Source organism: Pseudochrobactrum sp. B5 (genome assembly GCF_001939785.1).
Taxonomy (GTDB): domain Bacteria; phylum Pseudomonadota; class Alphaproteobacteria; order Rhizobiales; family Rhizobiaceae; genus Pseudochrobactrum; species Pseudochrobactrum saccharolyticum.
Genome location: NZ_MOYL01000004.1, coordinates 208742 through 226473 on the forward strand (window position 1 = coordinate 208742; position 17732 = coordinate 226473).

General features: G+C 51.2%; 16 protein-coding genes. 7 read left to right on the forward strand and 9 right to left on the reverse strand.

What is annotated here, in order from left to right; genetic code table 11:
- Nucleotides 1–237: 237 nt before the first annotated feature.
- From BKD14_RS13225 to ahpC, 3 genes are all read right to left on the reverse strand, one after another.
- Nucleotides 238–1143: a LysR substrate-binding domain-containing protein gene (locus BKD14_RS13225; RefSeq protein WP_075656715.1), complete on the reverse strand. Its 906-nt coding sequence runs from the start codon at nucleotides 1141–1143 to the stop codon at nucleotides 238–240.
- Nucleotides 1144–1156: 13 nt separating this feature from the next.
- Nucleotides 1157–2725, reverse strand: a complete 1569-nt coding sequence (gene ahpF, locus BKD14_RS13230; protein WP_075656717.1) for an alkyl hydroperoxide reductase subunit F — start codon at nucleotides 2723–2725, stop codon at nucleotides 1157–1159.
- Nucleotides 2726–2805: 80 nt separating this feature from the next.
- Complete coding sequence (gene ahpC / locus BKD14_RS13235) at nucleotides 2806–3369, reverse strand: alkyl hydroperoxide reductase subunit C (RefSeq protein WP_022709552.1); 564 nt, start codon at nucleotides 3367–3369, stop codon at nucleotides 2806–2808.
- A 495-nt stretch (nucleotides 3370–3864) separates the two neighbouring features.
- Here ahpC and BKD14_RS13240 point away from each other — a divergent pair, with 495 nt between their 5' ends.
- The 4 genes from BKD14_RS13240 (at nucleotide 3865) to BKD14_RS13255 (ending at nucleotide 7027) form a co-directional block, all read left to right on the forward strand.
- Nucleotides 3865–4842, forward strand: a complete 978-nt coding sequence (locus tag BKD14_RS13240) for a 3'-5' exonuclease (RefSeq protein ID WP_075656719.1) — start codon at nucleotides 3865–3867, stop codon at nucleotides 4840–4842.
- Nucleotides 4843–5066: 224 nt separating this feature from the next.
- Nucleotides 5067–5573, forward strand: coding sequence for an acyltransferase (locus BKD14_RS13245; RefSeq protein ID WP_075656721.1), 507 nt, complete (start codon nucleotides 5067–5069; stop codon nucleotides 5571–5573).
- 3 nt (nucleotides 5574–5576) lie between these two features.
- Nucleotides 5577–5879, forward strand: a complete 303-nt coding sequence (locus BKD14_RS13250) for a hypothetical protein (RefSeq protein WP_075656724.1) — start codon at nucleotides 5577–5579, stop codon at nucleotides 5877–5879.
- A 458-nt stretch (nucleotides 5880–6337) separates the two neighbouring features.
- A complete protein-coding gene (locus BKD14_RS13255) occupies nucleotides 6338–7027 on the forward strand; it encodes a DUF899 domain-containing protein (protein ID WP_075656726.1) in 690 nt (229 codons plus the stop codon).
- Nucleotides 7028–7121: 94 nt separating this feature from the next.
- On the opposite strand, the gene BKD14_RS13260 is transcribed toward BKD14_RS13255, so the two are convergent.
- The 6 genes from BKD14_RS13260 to BKD14_RS13285 form a co-directional block, all read right to left on the reverse strand.
- The gene (locus BKD14_RS13260) at nucleotides 7122–7808 is read right to left on the reverse strand and encodes an ABC transporter ATP-binding protein (RefSeq protein ID WP_175576103.1); all 687 of its coding nucleotides are present in this window, start codon (nucleotides 7806–7808) and stop codon (nucleotides 7122–7124) included.
- Nucleotides 7805–8554 (reverse strand): ABC transporter ATP-binding protein, encoded by a 750-nt coding sequence (locus BKD14_RS13265; protein ID WP_022709557.1) that lies wholly within the window; start codon nucleotides 8552–8554, stop codon nucleotides 7805–7807. Before BKD14_RS13265 ends, BKD14_RS13260 begins: the two co-directional genes overlap by 4 nt.
- Nucleotides 8547–9527, reverse strand: coding sequence for a branched-chain amino acid ABC transporter permease (locus BKD14_RS13270; RefSeq protein ID WP_075656728.1), 981 nt, complete (start codon nucleotides 9525–9527; stop codon nucleotides 8547–8549). The genes BKD14_RS13265 and BKD14_RS13270 overlap by 8 nt, the downstream gene beginning before the upstream one ends.
- A gap of 72 nt (nucleotides 9528–9599) precedes the next feature.
- Nucleotides 9600–10520 carry a branched-chain amino acid ABC transporter permease gene (locus BKD14_RS13275; protein ID WP_075656730.1) on the reverse strand — a complete coding sequence of 307 codons (921 nt, stop codon included), beginning with the start codon at nucleotides 10518–10520 and terminating at the stop codon, nucleotides 9600–9602.
- A gap of 157 nt (nucleotides 10521–10677) precedes the next feature.
- A complete protein-coding gene (locus BKD14_RS13280; protein WP_075656732.1) occupies nucleotides 10678–11826 on the reverse strand; it encodes an ABC transporter substrate-binding protein in 1149 nt (382 codons plus the stop codon).
- A 121-nt stretch (nucleotides 11827–11947) separates the two neighbouring features.
- Nucleotides 11948–12826 (reverse strand): alpha/beta hydrolase, encoded by an 879-nt coding sequence (locus BKD14_RS13285; protein WP_139316420.1) that lies wholly within the window; start codon nucleotides 12824–12826, stop codon nucleotides 11948–11950.
- Between the two features lie 165 nt (nucleotides 12827–12991).
- Between BKD14_RS13285 and BKD14_RS13290 the strand changes: the two genes are divergently transcribed.
- From BKD14_RS13290 to BKD14_RS13300, 3 genes are all read left to right on the forward strand, one after another.
- Entirely contained in the window at nucleotides 12992–13495 is a 504-nt protein-coding gene (locus BKD14_RS13290) for a MarR family transcriptional regulator (protein WP_075656734.1), read from the forward strand.
- A 112-nt stretch (nucleotides 13496–13607) separates the two neighbouring features.
- Complete coding sequence (locus BKD14_RS13295; protein WP_075656736.1) at nucleotides 13608–15227, forward strand: AMP-binding protein; 1620 nt, start codon at nucleotides 13608–13610, stop codon at nucleotides 15225–15227.
- A 156-nt stretch (nucleotides 15228–15383) separates the two neighbouring features.
- Complete coding sequence (locus BKD14_RS13300; protein ID WP_075656738.1) at nucleotides 15384–17717, forward strand: bifunctional salicylyl-CoA 5-hydroxylase/oxidoreductase; 2334 nt, start codon at nucleotides 15384–15386, stop codon at nucleotides 17715–17717.
- The last annotated feature ends 15 nt before the right edge of the window (nucleotides 17718–17732 follow it).

The following is a 17732-nucleotide window of genomic DNA, read 5'->3' on the forward strand; positions in this document are numbered from 1 at the left end:
CCAAATCTGCACAAGCAGCTATTAAGATGTGAGAGCGAGCGCAGCGCATTTTTATGTAACACATTGTTATTATTGTTAATGCTTTGCGAGCAATGACACTGTGTCGAGACTTGTCTGAACCGGCTTTATGGACACACACAGAACTTCAACGCACGCGCGATGTTCTCAGTTTTTCACATAAGCGCATATTCACTGACGCGGAATGATTCTGCTGAAGCGCAATATGTTCAGCCCAACTCAGCCCTGTTGCGGCATAAGGTCAGCTACAACACCGGCGATGATGGATGAGAGTTTTTCCATCAACTCACCGGAATTACTTGATCTGCGCCAGTAAAGACCAATATTTCTCTGAAACCCATCGGCTTCGAGCGGTAAAAAAGCGATGTGATTTTGCGCATTGGCTCCGATACAAGCCAGTTGCGGCAATAAAGTAAGCCCCATACCCGCCACAACCATCTGCCGTAAAGTCTCGAGACTGGTACCCCGAAAACCGTCATATTCATGTGCACCATAACGCCGGCACAATGTAAGCGCCTGATCGCGCAGACAATGCCCCTCTTCGAGCAGCATCAGACGCTGACCGGAAAGTGCATCCGCCGATAAGCGGTCTTGCCCCGCCAGAACATGACCGGAAGGTACGGCCAGATGAAAAGGTTCACAGAATAGTTTTTGTCCGGTGACCTGCGGGTCTTCAACCGGCAATGCCAGTAATGCGGCATCAATCTGTCCGTCGATCAGCCGCTGCAATAAAACGGTGCTTTTTTCTTCCGTCAGTAAAATTTCCATGGACGGAAAATGCCGCATAAATTGCGGCACAATATGCGGCAAAAGATAGGGGCCAAGTGTCGGAAACACCCCCAGATGCAAGCGCCGTGTACCATCAGCACAATGTCCGGCGGCTTCATCGCGCAATTGCGTCACTTCATGAAGAATTATGCGTGCGCGTCTGACTGCTGCTTCACCGGCTTGCGTCAGAATAAGTCCGCGTGATGAGCGCTCAAATAATGTGACGCCCAGCTCGTCTTCCAGCTTGCGGATCTGCGCAGAAAGGGTCGGCTGACTGGCATTGCAGACTTCAGCCGCACGATGAAAGTTGCGCTGTTCAGCCAGCGCAACCAGATATTCGAGCTCGCGGAGGTTCATGCGAGACCGCGCATTAAGCCGCCTGCTCCTCAGCAGGCAGACGGATCAGATAGTCAAAAGCTGCAAGCGATGCCCGTGCTCCTTCTCCCATCGCAATCACAATCTGCTTATAAGGTGCAGTTGTACAATCACCTGCCGCAAACACACCCGGAACCGAGGTTGCACCATATAGATCCGTGATGATTTCACCGCGGGCATTCAGCGACACTGTATCCTTCAGCCATTCAGTATTCGGCACAAGGCCGATCTGCACAAAAATGCCTTCCAGTGTGAGCGAACGGGTCTCACCGCTGATCCGGTCTTCATAGGTAAGACCGGTAACACGCTTGCCGTCGCCGGTCACTTCTGTGGTTTTGGCCGAGGTGAGAACAGTCACATTCGGCAGGCTTTTCAGTTTGCGTTGCAGCACTTCATCAGCGCGAAGTGCCTTGTCAAACTCGATGAGTGTCACATGGCTGACCAGACCGGCCAGATCAATCGCGGCTTCCACACCGGAGTTCCCGCCGCCAATCACGGCAATGCGCTTGCCTTTAAACAACGGACCATCGCAATGCGGGCAGAAAGCAACGCCCTTATTGATATATTGCTGCTCACCCGGCACGCCCATTTTGCGCCAGCGTGCACCGGTCGACAACACAACAGAAGTACTGGTAAGGGATGCGCCCGAAGCCAGCGTCACCTTAAAGCCTTCAGAAATCCGCTCCAGCTTAACAGCCTGCTGACCATTGATGATCTCGGCATCATAGTCACGCACATGCGCTTCCATAGCGCGGGCAAGTTTTGGCCCTTCTGTATGGGTAACAGAAATAAAATTCTCAATCGACATCGTATCCAGCACCTGACCGCCAAAACGGTCAGCAACAACACCGGTACGGATGCCTTTGCGCGCCGCATAAACTGCTGCCGCTGCACCGGCAGGACCGCCACCCACAACCAGTACATCAAAAGGCGCCTGTGCGTTAATCGCCTCGGCAGCACGTTCACCTGCGCCGGTGTCGATCTTCGCCAGAATTTCTTCAGCGCCCATACGGCCGGAACCGAAAGCCTCGCCGTTCAGGAAAATGGACGGCACGGACATGACCTGACGCTCGGCAACTTCATCCTGAAACAGCGCACCGTCGATAGCGACATGTTCAATACAAGGATTAAGTACAGCCATCAGATTCAGCGCCTGCACAACATCCGGGCAGTTCTGGCAGGAAAGCGAGTAATAAGTTTCGAAACGGAAATTACCCTTGATGCCACGAATTTGGTCGATCAGTGCCTGTTCAACCTTTGGCGGATAACCACCGGCCTGCAAAAGAGCCAGCACCAGAGAGGTAAATTCATGACCAAGCGGAAGACCGGCAAAAACCAGATGAATATCTTCACCCGGTGAGGTCAGTGCGAAGGATGGCACACGCGCACCGGCCACATCGCCGTGCTTAATCGTGATCTTGTCCGACTGTTCGCGGATTTGTTCAAGAAGTTGCAGCAGTTCGCGCGATTTAGCATCATCTCCGGCATAGGCGATGATTTCAACCGGCCGCACCAGACGCTCCAGATAGCCCTTCAGCTGGGTTTTCAAGTTCGTATCGAGCATACTGTGTTCCTCTTGCTAAACTGTCACAGATAATCGGGCAGCTGCGGGAAACAGCTGCCCGTTTTATTATTTACGGCGCGTCAGATTTTGCCGACGAGGTCGAGCGAAGGAGCAAGGGTCGCTTCACCTTCCTGCCATTTTGCAGGACAAACTTCACCCGGATGCGAACGCACATACTGAGCGGCTTTGATCTTGCGTACGAGATCGGAAGCATCACGGCCGATACCTTCAGCAGTGATTTCCATGGCCTGAATAATACCGTCCGGATCGACGATGAAAGTTGCGCGGTCTGCAAGACCCTGACCTTCGCGCATGACGCCGAAATTATTGGTTACAACACCGCTCGGATCGCCAAGCATTGTATAGTTGATCTTGCCGATTGTGTCGGATGAATCGTGCCAGGCTTTGTGCGTGAAATGCGTATCGGTAGAAACCGAATAGACCTCAACACCCATTTTCTGCAGTTCTTCATAATGATCTGCAAGATCACCCAACTCGGTCGGGCATACGAATGTAAAGTCAGCAGGATAGAAGAAAAAGACGGCCCATTTGCCCAATACATCTTCTTCAGTCACGGAGATGAATTTACCCTGACGGTAAGCCTGCGCGATAAAAGGTTTGATCTGTGTGTTTACGGTTGCCATTGTGCACTCCTGTCAGAATGTTGTCTGGGCTCCGTATAGAGGCTAAAGCGTAATTTATAAAGTCAATTAATCATATAAAATTGATAGACATTAGCTATCAACACATAAAAATTCTATAAATATAATTAAAACAATAAGTTAGAAAGAAATTTCGCCGGTTTTCTAATAGTCATCATTTTTGCATAGCAGCTATGCAATTTCTTCAATGCACTGCATTCTGTGGAAATCTCTGCTCTCACAGCAATGAACTGAGCTACACATTACACCTAGTCTCAATCAGGCTTCTTTTAAAAAAACACCGCCATCCCTGTCTGGCAAATGGACTTTGACTTTGTTTGCCAAGATTAATTAGAATATGCGCATTCTAGAGCGCCGTGTGCCAGACTTGGCACACAAAGGACGCTCTAACACTTTAAAATTAGAGCATAATTTTACCTTAAACTGATCCAGGTTTAAGGAATTATGCTCTAAAGTCTCAGTAGTAAGATTTGCGGTATGAATTCAAAGCCAGTCCAGTTTGATATGTTTGACACGAAAACCAGCCATCCGGTTGACGTGACGCCTGTTGCCACCACCCGCAAATCTGTGCCGGACAATGAAGAAGCCTTAGCGCAACAACTGGAAGAAACAGGACGGTTCCGCATTCTGCGCAAACTGACACCACGCCCGATTGTCAGGCGGGAGGACAGTCCGTTTGAGCGGCTTGCTGTTCTTATTGATACGGAAACAACCGGACTGAGCCATGTGACCGACCAGATCATCGAGGTTGGTGCCGTTGCCTTTACCTATAATGATGACGGTGCTTTTGGTGATGTGGTTGGCGTCTTCAGCGGAATGCAGCAGCCAACAATTCCAATTCCGGCGGAGATTACACGGCTGACCGGTATTACTGATGCAATGGTGCAGGGTCAGACACTTGATCTCCGGTCGCTGGAAGCGATGATCGAACCTGCCGATCTCATTATTGCTCATAATGCCGGATTTGACAGACCATTCTGCGAAAAATTGTCTCCATTATTCGTATCCAAAGCATGGGCATGCTCCGTTGCGGAAGTGCAATGGGCGGGGTTTGGCTTTGAAGGCAGCAAACTGGGCTATCTGGTTGGCCAGAGCGGGCTGTTCCATAACGGGCACCGTGCGACAGATGATTGCCACGCATTACTGGAAGTATTGATCCGGCCCGCAGGGGCGGACGCAACCGTTCCTTTCACTGAACTGCTCAAATCCAGCCGCAAAGCCCGTGTCAGAATTTACGCGGAAAACAGTCCCTTTGACATGAAAGATCACCTCAAAAAACGAGGTTACCGGTGGTCAGACGGTAATGACGGCCGCCCCAAAGCGTGGTGGGTTGAAGTTAACGAAGACAACTATGCCGACGAGTTGCACTATCTTCAAACGGAAATCTATCGCTGGAAAGATGCTGAACCGCTATCCATCAGGCTGACAGCACAGGATCGCTTTAAAAGCCGTTAGTCGCACTCTTGCCTGATGTTCCGGTTCGAGATTTTACTAAATGAACGAATAATTAATACATTCTAATATTAATTAACTGCTTAAATTTACATGGCGAACAAGTATTCACATAAAATTCAGGAGATAAACACTTCATACGAGCTTTGCAAAATTTTTTCATAATCCTGTTTTTACTATAAAATATATCTCAGAACGTAAAAATTTTTCCGTTTTGAGGATTCTCTATGAGTACGCAGCTTCAGCTAAAATCTTTGCAGCAAGGTCGTGGTTTGGCTGCGATGGCTGTTGTTGCTTTCCATCTGTCTCTGCTGCTCGGTAGTTCCCGCTACCTTAATGATGCGGTTTTTTTAAATTTTACGCATCGCGGAAATTTAGGCGTAGATTTCTTCTTCGTGCTTTCGGGCTTTATTATTGTTTTTGCACATCACAAAGACATTAATCAGCCGGAGCGTGCCCCGAAATATCTGCTGAAACGCTTCACACGACTTTTTCCCGTCTATTGGCTGTATACAGCGATTTTCTGCGGTTTGGTGGCGCTGGGATTTGGCAGCGCAAGCATTGTGCCGGAAAGTTTCAGCAATTGGATATCGACAATATTTTTAATTCGCCTCGATAGTTTCGAACTACCGATCACACCCGCATGGACGCTCATTCACGAACTTGCATTTTACCTGATTTTTGCAACACTTATTCTGAACAGAACATTCGGTATAATTATCTTGGCTGCATAGCTGATGACCGGTGGCATAGTGTTTCAATATGCCGAAGAAGGCTCAAGATCGGCTTTAACCACTTATTTTTCCCCGCTAAACTTTAATTTCCTGATCGGCATGGCAGCTTTTTATGCCTTTCATCGTTTCACGAATATCAATCTGAAACCGGCTTTTCTGACCGGTCTTGCCTTGTTTATTCTCATCTATATTCTGGAAAGCCGCGGTATCAGCTATCAGTATCTCCAGATCATTTATGCTCTCAGCTTCGGTCTGCTTATTTTGGGTGCAGTGTCCTACGAGAAAAGCGGGTTCCGGACTGCGTAATTTAAAATTCTCAGCCTCATCGGTGATGCTTCCTACACGATTTACCTGACGCATCTGGCATTTCTCGGCCTGATCGCTAAAGTGATGATTAAAATATCTGCATATATCCCGTTGAGCCCGTATTTGATTTACCTCGCGGTCTTCAGCGCAACGATTATTGTCGGATGTCTGCTATATTGGTTCGTAGAGCGGCCGCTCTTGCGCTATTGCAGAACATTTATGAACTCCAGAAAACAGAACAGCGTGCTCAATAAGGCTGTTTAACAGCCGGAATATTGAGCCGGATTCTCCGGTGCCAACACCATCTTTGTTAAGAAAGTGGTGAAGCATCCGCATTTCCGTTACAACAGACGTCCTGATCTCTGATGCTGATGCTTGTAAGACAGAGCCGTCAGCCCTGTCTCGCAGCATCAGAGAATGGTTTTAAGCGATACCATCAACAATAGGAGCTTATTGCAATGCTGCCTGAAATTGTTTCGATGAATGAATGGCAAGCCGCACTCGAAGAACAAATCAATAGGGAAAAAGCCTTTACCCGCGCGCGCGACCAGCTGAATGCACAACGCCGACGTCTGCCGATGGTTAAAATCGACAAGCCATATTCCTTTACCGGTCCATCAGGAGAAGTCAGTCTGGCAGATCTCTTCGAGGGGCGTCGGCAGCTGATTGTCTATCACTTTATGTTTGCACCCGAATGGCGGGCGGGTTGCGACGGCTGCTCATGGGTTGTGGATGCAATGACCCATCCCGCACATCTTAATGCACGGGATACATCGCTCGTACTCATCTCACGCGCACCGCTGGAAAAATTGCAAAACTATCAGGAGCGCATGGGCTGGCAGTATCCGAACTGGTACTCCTCACAGCATAACGATTTTAATCAGGATATGGGCGCTACAAGGAGTGATCCGGCCACGCCGGACATCATGCAGGAAATACATGGTGTCAGTGTTTTCCTGCGCGATGGCGAGAATATCTACCGCACCTATTTTAACGGCGCACGCGGGGTCGAGTATCTCGGCAGTCTTTGGACCTATCTGGATCTGACCCCTTATGGTCGTCAGGAATTTTGGGAAGATTCACCCGCCGGATGGCCGCAGACGGAGCCATATGTCTGGAACCGGCGTCACGATGAATATGATCGCTAAACTGCTTTAAACTGCATTTTCACCGGCTGGCAGGCTTTACCTGTCTCTCCCTGAACGAATATGTTCGGGGAGAGCCCCGTTCTTGCACTACAAATTACACACCGAGATACCGGTCCTGAATATCGGCCGTCATTTCACCGGATGTGCCTTGCCAGACCGTGCGTCCACGCTCCAGCACAACACAACGATCCGCCACCGGCAGTAATTCCGACAGCGTTTTGTCAACAACCAGAATGGATTGACCACGCCGTTTCAGTTCGCGCACGGCTTTCCAGATTTCCAGCCGGATCACCGGCGCGAGCCCCTCGGTCGCCTCATCCAGCACGATCAATTCCGGATTGGTCATCAGCGCCCGGCCAACCGCCAGCATCTGTTGTTCACCACCCGACAAAGTATTCGCCTGTTGCTGGCTGCGTTCTTTCAGTCGGGGAAACAGCTCATTCACCGCCTCAAGCGTCCATTCCCCTTTGCGGGCAGAAGCCAGCAGATTTTCCGTAACCGTCAGATTTGGAAAACAACGCCGTCCTTCCGGCACCAGCCCCAGCCCCAGCCGCGCAATACGATAGGGCTGCATCGCGGAAATATTGCGCCCCATGAAGCTGACTTTACCCTGACGTAGTGGAGTCAGTCCGAAAACCGAACGGATAGTGGTGGTTTTACCCATGCCGTTGCGCCCCATAAGCGCGACGACCTCACCTTTTTCCACATGCAGATCAATGCCGAAAAGTGCCTGTGAAGCGCCGTAGAATGTCTCTACCTGATTGAGTTCCAGCAACATCAAACCGCCTCCCCAAGATAGGCTTCACGTACCAATGCATTGCTGCGGATTTCAGCCACAGTGCCAGTCGCGACCACGCGGCCATAAACCAGAACGGAAATCCGGTCGGCCAAAGCAAAAACCGCATCCATATCATGCTCAACCAGCAGCACCGGCACTTCATGGCGCAACTTGTCCAGAAATGCCGTCAACTGCTTTGAGCCTTCAGGCCCCATTCCGGCCATCGGTTCATCCAGCAACAGCGCTTTGGAGCGCAGAGCCAATGCAATTGCAATTTCAAGCTGGCGGCGTTCACCATGGGAAAGTTCGGCGCTGGACACCAGCATCCGCGATCCGAGATGAACACGATCCAGAATGGCAGCGGCCTCATCTTTTAAAGCCGCATCCTGCATTACCGGTTTCCAAAAGCGGAAACTGGAACCCTGACATGCCTGCAAAGCCAGCATGACATTTCGCAAGGCGGAAAATTCCGGCATCAGCGAAGACACCTGAAATGTCCGCCCCAGCCCCAGCTGCGCACGCTGTGTCACGCCGAGCGAGCCTATGTCCTGCCCGTCAAAACGGATTGTGCCGCTATCATGCTTAATCGTACCGGCGATCTGGCCGATCAGAGTGGATTTTCCGGCTCCGTTTGGCCCGATCAGCGCATGGATTTCTCCTTTGCGTAAATCCAGACTGACATCATCGGTGGCTTTCAGCCCGCCAAAGCTTTTACGCAGGTTTTTAATGTCGAGAACAGTCTCAGCCATAACGGATTTTCCCTGCAACAAGCCCAATAATGCCGCCACGCGCAAACATCACAACACCAAGCAAAATCAGTCCGAAGAAGAGCTGCCAGTGTTCAACCATGCCACCAAGTGCGAATTCAAACAGCACATAGAGCACCGCACCGATCAACGGACCAAACAAACGCCCCGTGCCGCCAAGAATAATCAGCACGATCAGTTCGCCCGACATATGCCATGACAGCATGGATGGACTGACAAAACGATTGAGATCGACAAATAAAGCACCGGCAAGTGCCGTAATCATCGCGGACAATACGAAGGCGACCAGTCTGATACGCAAGGGGCCAATGCCAACGGAAGCCAGCCGCAATTCATTCTGCCGCGCACCTTCCAATGCCGCGCCGAAACGGGAATTGCGGATGCGTGAAAACAGAAACAGTGCCACCATCAAAACGCCGTAAGCGATCAGGAAAAAGCTCAGCGGTTTGAGCGTATTCACGCCGGGGAAATTATTACGCAATGCGAGGGACAAACCGTCCTCACCGCCATAGGCCGGCCATGAAATCGCGAAGTAATAAATCATCTGCGCGAATGCCAGTGTAATCATAATGAAATACACGCCCGATGTACGCAGGCTGATAATGCCGATCGGCAGCGCGACAAGACCGGCAACCAGCATAGCAACAGGCCAGATAATCAGCATCTGGTCGCTGCCTGAAATCGTCATTGGCCAGCTCATCAGCGCCGATCCGTCGGCAGCATGGCTGGCCAGAATACCGGTAATATAACCGCCGATGCCAAAAAATGCCGCATGACCGAAAGACACCATGCCACCAAGACCCAGCACCAGATTAAGCCCTGTGGCTGCCAGAGCCAGAATGGCAATACGTGTCACCAGTGAGATATAAAATATCTCGCCCATCTGATTGGCAATCAATGCAATGATTGGCAATGCCAGCGCAAAAACCAGACTTATCATTGTTTCGCGTGTCATCGTGCCAGCTCCTGACATGTCTTACCTGTCAGCACCCGAACTGCATCACAGCATGAAGAAAACATTGTGAAATTATCCATTGGCTGCAAACAATCCCTGTGGGCGCACCGTAAGAATGATCGCCATAACAATATAAATCAGCATGGATGCCAGCGCGGTTCCTGCTGTTGCCGCCTGCGATGGTTCCATAAAGATTGCAAAGAGTTTGGGCAGCAAAAAGCGCCCCATCGTATCCACCACGCCAACCAGAACAGCACCCGCCAGCGCACCTTTAACCGAGCCGATACCGCCGATCACAATCACCACAAAAGCGAGGATCAGTACCGGCTCGCCCATACCGACCTGTACGGATTGCAGCGCCCCGACCAATGCACCGGCAAGGCCTGCAAGTGCTGCACCTAATGCAAAAACAATCGTGTTAAGCTTCGCAATATCAACGCCCAATGCGCCGATCATTTCACGGTCTGCCTCACCGGCTCGAATGCGCATGCCAAGACGGGTTTTTGCAATGAGAAAATACAACCCGACGGCAACAGCTATGCCTGCACCAATAATCGCCAGCCGGTATAGCTGATATTGCGAGCCGCCGGGCAGCGTAACAGAACCCTGCAAAAGCGGCGGAATATCCAGATAAAGCGGGAATGAACCAAAGATCCAGCGTGTCGCATCGGAGAAAATCAGGATCAGAGCGAATGTGGCCAGAACCTGATCGAGGTGACTGCGATTATATAATCTGCGGATCAGCACCATTTCCATGATTGCACCGGCAGCAGCAGCGGCAATCAGGCTGGCAATGAGCCCGAGCCAGAAAGAGCCGGTTGCCGCAGCCACAACGGCGCAGGCAAATGCGCCGACCATAAATAATGATCCATGTGCAAGATTGATAACCCCCATAACCCCGAAAATCAGGGTCAGGCCGGCGGCCATCAAAAACAGCATAACGCCGAATTGTAACCCGTTGAGTAACTGCTCAATTAAAAGTGCAGAAGACAAAACCGCGTCCGATCTGTTGATTGGTTCTCATAAAAATATCTTTGAAAAAAGTCGTCTATGCCGCCCGAAGACCTGTTATGGCAACAGTCCGGCCGGTACTGAAGACAGTCTGAGCGAAAAGCAGCGACAGTTCACACTGTCGCTGCATCCGGTTGCATCAGAGCTTGCAGTCTTTTGCATAGTTGTCCTGATGATCGGTAAAGCTTGTTGCCACGATCTTATTAGTCAGGACACCGTCTTCTTTGATCACTTCGCGCATATAAATATCCTGAATAGGATGGTTATTATTGCCGAATTTAAACTTGCCGCGAACAGATTTGAAATCCGCCGCTTTCATTGCTGCGCGGAAAGCATCTTTGTCATTCACACTCGCTTTAGCGGCAGCGGACAGGATCAGATTGGCTGCATCATAGCCCTGTGTTGCATAGAGCGAAGGCAAGCGGCCATATTCTTTTTTGAAGGCCTCGACATAGGCTTTATTGGCTTCATTATCGAGATCTTTTGACCAGTGGGAGGAGTTCTTCACACCCACAGCCGCATCACCGATTGCGCCGAGCACATCCTGATCGAAGGAGAAGCCGGGGCCGGTGACCGGAATGGTCATGCCCGACTGTGAATATTGCTTCATGAAAGCAATGCCCATGCCGCCCGGCAGAAAGAAATAAACGGAATCTGCACCGGAAGCACGGATCTGGGCAATCTCGGCAGCATAATCGGTCTGGCCGACTTTGGTGTAAATTTCACCGGCCAGTTTGCCTTTATAGAAACGCTTGTAACCGGTCAGAGCATCGGTGCCTGCCGGATAATTCGGTGCCAGAATAAAACTGTTTTTATAGCCTGCGGTATTGGCATAGTTGCCGACAGCTTCATGCAGATTATCATTCTGATAGGCAGCATTAAAGTAATTGGCATTGCATTTGGCACCGGCCAGCGCAGACGGGCCCGCATTGGTGGAAACGTAGATTTTATCCTGCGCGACAACGCTTGGCACCACGGCCATTGCAAGATTGGACCAGACAATACCGGTCAGAATATCGACCTTATCGCTCTGCACCATTTTATCAGCGATCTGCACAGCAAGTTCAGGCTTTTGCGCATCATCTTCAACGATAACGCTGACATCTTTATTGCCGGATTGTTTGACCGCCAGCAGAAAGCCGTCACGGATATCAATGCCGAGTCCGGCACCGCCGCCGGAAAGCGTTGTGATCATGCCGATTTTCAGAGGTTCAGCCATTGCAGAACCGGAAAATGCCAGCCCCAGACCAAGACAGGCCATTGATAAGCCAAGAGTAATTCGTTTCATCAGTGTTCCCTCGCGATTATTGTTATTATGCAGTTCAATAATAAAATGCCATTACTTACAAGCCCGCTTTTGCTTCTCCCTCCGCTTTTGCCATTTCCGAAGCAAAATTAAGCCTGTATCCTTATAAACAGAGTAATCTGCGCGTCAGCACATGGTCTGCGTCTGCCAGACCGTCAATGATATCCATATGATGTTTATGCGGTTCCGCCACTTCATCGATTGAGAGGTCAAAACCGCTCCACAAATTAGCCAATGCCTGATTTTGCCGGACAAATTCCGGCAATTCCGCCGCGCCGACCCATGCTGTCACATCAATACCGTTCAGAGGCTCAAGCAAAGCCGGACTTTCCTTGCGCGCCTGTTCCAGATCAAGCCTGAAATCATCATTCATTTTCAGATTCAGCAAAGGTCGCAAATCACTTAGCGCCGAGATCGGTACGATCTTGCGCAAACGTTGTTGCAGGCTGCGACTCAGAGGAGTCGTAACTGTTCCCATCCGCGCAACCAGATGCCCGCCCGCAGAATGCCCTGTCAGATGTAACGGGCCTGCAACCATTGATGCGGCCTGCACAATCGCCATACCAATTTCAGCAGTAATTTCACCGATCTTCGCTTGCGGGCAAAGTGTATAAGACGGAATCGCTACGGCAAAACCATGCGCTGTGGCACCGGCAGCAAGATAGGTGAAATAAGATTTGTCAAAGCGCACCCAATAGCCGCCATGCACGAACACAACCAGTCCGCGCGCTTGCCCCTGCGGCATCACAATATCCAGAAGATTGCGCTCTTCCGACCCATAGCGCACATCGGCGATCAACCGGTTCTGCGCCTGCATCTGCTCGCGAAAACTTTGTGATCTTTGCTGCCATTGCGGTGGAAATTGCGCAGAATTTTGAACATGCAGCACATTCGAATAGGCCAGATCCCAGTCTTTATTGGCTGGACTATCCGGTTCAGCGGGCGCGGTTTTTAAAACCGGTTCTGCCGCTCTGATCTGCATTCCCCGTTCCTCCGTCATGACTGCCTCTCAAATATCTCCATAAATAAAAAATAATTTCAAGCATGAAATTTCATACTTGAAATTATTTTTGTAAGTGACACCATAAAAGAAATCAGCTGCCCTGCGAATGCATAAAATCTTTGCAGGCGGCAACGGAGTGAGACCATGAAAAGTGCCGAAAATCAGCAACAAACAGTGGCAGGCGGACGTGCTTCCGATAAGCAGAGCCTGCGCAACTGGCTGAAGCTTCTCAAATCGACAAAGCATGTTGAAGCAGTCATCCGCGAAAAGCTGCGTCAGGAATTCGATACGACCCTGCCCCGTTTCGACGTGATGGCAGCGCTGTATCGGTTTGAAGGCGGCCTCAAAATGACTGAATTATCTGCGGCCTTGCGGGTTTCCAACGGCAATGTCACCGGCATTGTTGAACGGCTGGTCAGCGACGGTTCCGTTTTGCGGGTTCCGGTTGCGGGCGACAAACGTGCCATGCTGGTGCGCCTCACCCAAAAGGGACGTGAAGAGTTTGAAGCCATGGCCGCAGCCCATGAACAGTGGATCAGCGAGATTTTCAGCGTGCTGTCACCGGCACAATCGGCAGAACTGGTTACGGTTATCGATACAATCGAGCATGCGCTGGCCTTACAGGACGAGCACGACCATCTGGCTTAACCGGCACCATACCATTCGAATAATCAGGATATCCGTTACGAAAAACACACATCATCTGCCGCCATTTTTTAAAAAATAACGACGCGGGCAAAAGCTCGCAGGGGAACAAAAAATGCTTGGACCAACGGCGCATACAGACCATTTTACCAGAAATAACCTGCCTCCGGTTGAGGACTGGCCGGAACTGTCATCCGGCGACATCACCTATCCCGAATGGCTCAATGCCGGCTATGAACTTTCCGATGCCATGGTGGAAAAAGGGTTCGGCGACCACACAGCTCTGATCGGCAACGGACGGCGGCGCACCTATAAGGAACTCACCGACTGGAGCAACCGCATTGCCCATGTGCTGGTTGAAGATTACGGCGTGCAACCGGGCAATCGCATATTGATCCGTTCTGCCAATAATCCGGCCATGGTTGCCTGCTGGCTGGCGGCTACCAAAGCCGGTGCGGTCGTGGTCAATTCCATGCCGATGTTGCGCCCAGATGAACTGACAAAAATCGTCAATAAAGCAGAAATCTCGCTGGCGCTGTGTGACACGCGACTGCTGGAAGATTTGCAGATTTGCGCGGCAAAAAGCCCGTTTCTTAAAACAGTAATCGGTTTTGACGGCACCGCCAATCATGATGCGGAACTTGACCATGCGGCACTCAACAAGCCGGTGCGTTTTGATGCGGTGAAAACCGGACGCGATGATGTGGCACTGCTGGGCTTTACCTCCGGTACTACCGGTGAGCCGAAGGCCACCATGCATTTTCACCGTGATCTGCTGCTGATTGCCGATACTTATGCGAGGGAAGTGCTGAATGTGCAGCCGGATGATATTTTTGTCGGCTCACCGCCACTTGCTTTCACCTTTGGTCTGGGTGGGCTGGCCATTTTCCCGCTGCGTTTCGGAGCAGCTGCAGCGCTGCTTGAACAGGCAACACCACCTAAGATGATCGAGCTGATTGAAACCTATAAGGCGACCATCAGCTTTACAGCCCCGACAGCCTATCGCGTGATGTTGCAGGCAATGAATGAGGGTGCCGACCTGTCATCCTTGCGCATTGCGGTTTCAGCAGGGGAAACCCTGCCCGCCCCGATTTATGAGGCATGGATAGAGAAGACCGGCAAACCGATGCTGGACGGGATCGGCGCGACCGAAATGTTGCATATTTTTATCAGCAACCGTCTGGGCGATTCCGGCCCCGGCCGCACAGGCAAACCTGTTACCGGTTATCAGGCCAAAATCGTTGATGAAAATATGCAGGAAATGCCGCGCGGGGAAATTGGTCGTCTGGCGGTGCGCGGCCCGACCGGCTGCCGTTACCTCGCCGATACACGCCAGAAGGCCTATGTGCGCGATGGCTGGAACCTGACCGGCGACAGTTTCTTTCAGGATGCTGACGGCTATTTCCACTTTGCCGCCCGTGCAGATGATATGATTATTTCTGCCGGTTATAATATCGCAGGCCCCGAAGTTGAGGCCGCCCTCCTCGCCCATGCAGATGTGCAGGAATGCGCGGTCATCGGCGTGAATGATGAAGAACGCGGCCAGATTGTTGAGGCGCATATTGTGCTTCGCAATGGTGCTCAGCCATCTCCTGAAACGGGCAAAGCCTTGCAGGATCACGTTAAAAAGCTGATCGCGCCTTATAAATATCCCCGCTCTGTCCGTTTTGTCGACGCGCTGCCGAAAACCGTTACCGGCAAAATCCAGCGTTTCATGCTGCGTAAGCAAGGCTGAGCGCATCATGCAAATTTATCACTTGACCAAATCCATTCCATCCATATGTTTTAAGTATAAAATAAATTGTGCGCCGGTACCCGATACCACCGCACATCATAAAAATGACTGTGGCCGTATAGCGGAAAACAGAGCATTCAAGGGGAGAATTTGACCATGCGTATCGTTTGTATCGGTGGCGGTCCGGCCGGACTGTATTTTGCCCTGCTGATGAAAAAGAACCATCCCGAGCATCACATCCGCGTGGTCGAACGCAACAAACCCTATGACACATTCGGCTGGGGTGTTGTATTTTCCGATGCCACGATGGAAGCGATGAAAGTCTGGGATGAAACCAGTGCGGCGGAAATTCAGGATGCATTCAACCATTGGGACGATATTGAAGTGCTGTTCAAAGGCACACGCCAGCGCACAAGCGGTCATGGCTTTGTCGGTATCGGCCGCAAAAAACTGCTGAATATTCTGCAAAAACGCTGCGAAGATCTGGGCGTTGAGCTGATATTTGAAACCGATGTGGATGCAGATACGCAATATCCCGATGCTGATCTGATTATCGCCTCTGACGGGCTGAATTCTAAAATCCGTCATCGTTATGCCGATATATTCGAGCCGGATATGATCGTGCGGCCAAACCGTTATATCTGGCTTGGCACCAATAAGCTCTTTGACGCCTTTACCTTTGATTTCCGCAAAACGGATCATGGCTGGTTTCAGGCGCATATTTACAAATTCGATGACAAGACCTCGACTTTCATTATCGAGACCACAGAAGAAGCCTATCAGGCGCATGGTCTTGATGAGATGTCACAGCAGGATTCCATTTCTTTCTGCGAAAATCTTTTCTCGGAAGTGCTGGAAGGCGCACCGCTGATGACCAATGCGCGGCATTTGCGCGGCTCGGCTTGGTTGAATTTCAACCGGCTGATCTGCGGCAAGTGGAGCCATTATAATGGTAATTCCCATGTGGTGCTGATGGGCGATGCCGCCCATACCGCTCATTTTGCCATTGGTTCCGGCACCAAGCTGGCGATTGATGATGCGATTGAACTGACCAACCAGTTTAACCTGCACGGTCATGACAAAAGTCATATTCCTGCAGCGCTGGAAACCTATGAGGAAATCCGCCGTGTGGATGTGGCGCGCATTCAGAATGCCGCGCGCAATGCGATGGAATGGTTTGAGGTGGTTGGCCGGCGCTATGCGGATCATTTTGAGCCGGAACAATTCATGTATTCCATGCTGACGCGCTCACAGCGTATCAGCCATGAAAACCTGCGTCTGCGCGATAGAAACTGGTTGCAGGGCTATGAAAACTGGTTTGCCAAAAAGTCCGGCCTGCCGGTAGAGAGCAACAGCAGCACACGCCATGTGCCGCCGATGTTCACGCCTTATCAGCTGCGCGGTGTGACCTTGGCGAACCGTATCGTCATGTCGCCGATGGCGATGTATTCGGCAACCGATGGACTGATCAATGATTTCCATATGGTGCATCTCGGTTCCCGTGCGCTTGGCGGTGCCGGTCTGATCTTTGCGGAAATGACCTGCGTTTCCCCCGATGCCCGTATCACTCCGAATTGTCTGGGACTGTGGAACCAAGAACAGCGCGACGGCTGGAAACGTCTCGTCGATTTCGTGCATCAAAACAGCGATGCCAAAGTGGCTATTCAGCTGGGTCATGCGGGGCGCAAAGGCGCCACCAAACCCGCTTGGGAAGGCATTGACCAGCCGGTTGATGCAGCGAGCGGCTGGCCGCTGATTTCTGCCTCGGCAGAGCCTTATCTGGTCAACAGCCAGAAGCCGAAACCTATGACGCGCGAAGATATGGATCGGGTAATTGCCGATTTTGTGCGCGCGACTGAGCTTGCCGCAAGTACCGGTGCAGACTGGCTGGAGCTCCATGCCGCGCATGGTTATCTGCTCTCCAGTTTCCTCTCGCCGCTGACCAATCAGCGCGAGGATGAATATGGCGGCAGCCACGCAAATCGTGCGCGTTTTCCGCTGGAAGTGTTCAAGGCCATTCGTGCGGTCTGGCCGCAGGATAAGCCAATTTCGGTGCGCCTCTCCTGTCATGACTGGGCGGAAGGCGGCAATACGCCTGATGATGCAGCGATTTTTGCGCAGATGTTTAAAAATGCCGGTGCAGATCTCATCGACTGTTCGTCCGGTCAGGTCGTTAAACATGAAAAACCGGTTTATGGCCGTCTGTTCCAGACCCCGTTTTCAGACAAAATCCGCAATGAGGTAGGCATCCCGACAATTGCTGTGGGTGCGATATCGGAAGCCGATCACGCCAATTCGGTAATCTCCGCAGGACGTGCTGATCTTTGCGCCGTGGCCCGCCCGCATCTCGCAGACCCCGCTTGGGTATTGCATGAGGCGGCAAAAATCGGGCTGACCTCCGTGCCTTGGCCGAAGCAATATTACTCCGGCAAAACCCAGTATGAAACCAATCTGGCTCGTGAAGCCGCTGCGGCTGCCGCATTGAAATAACCAGAATGAGACCGG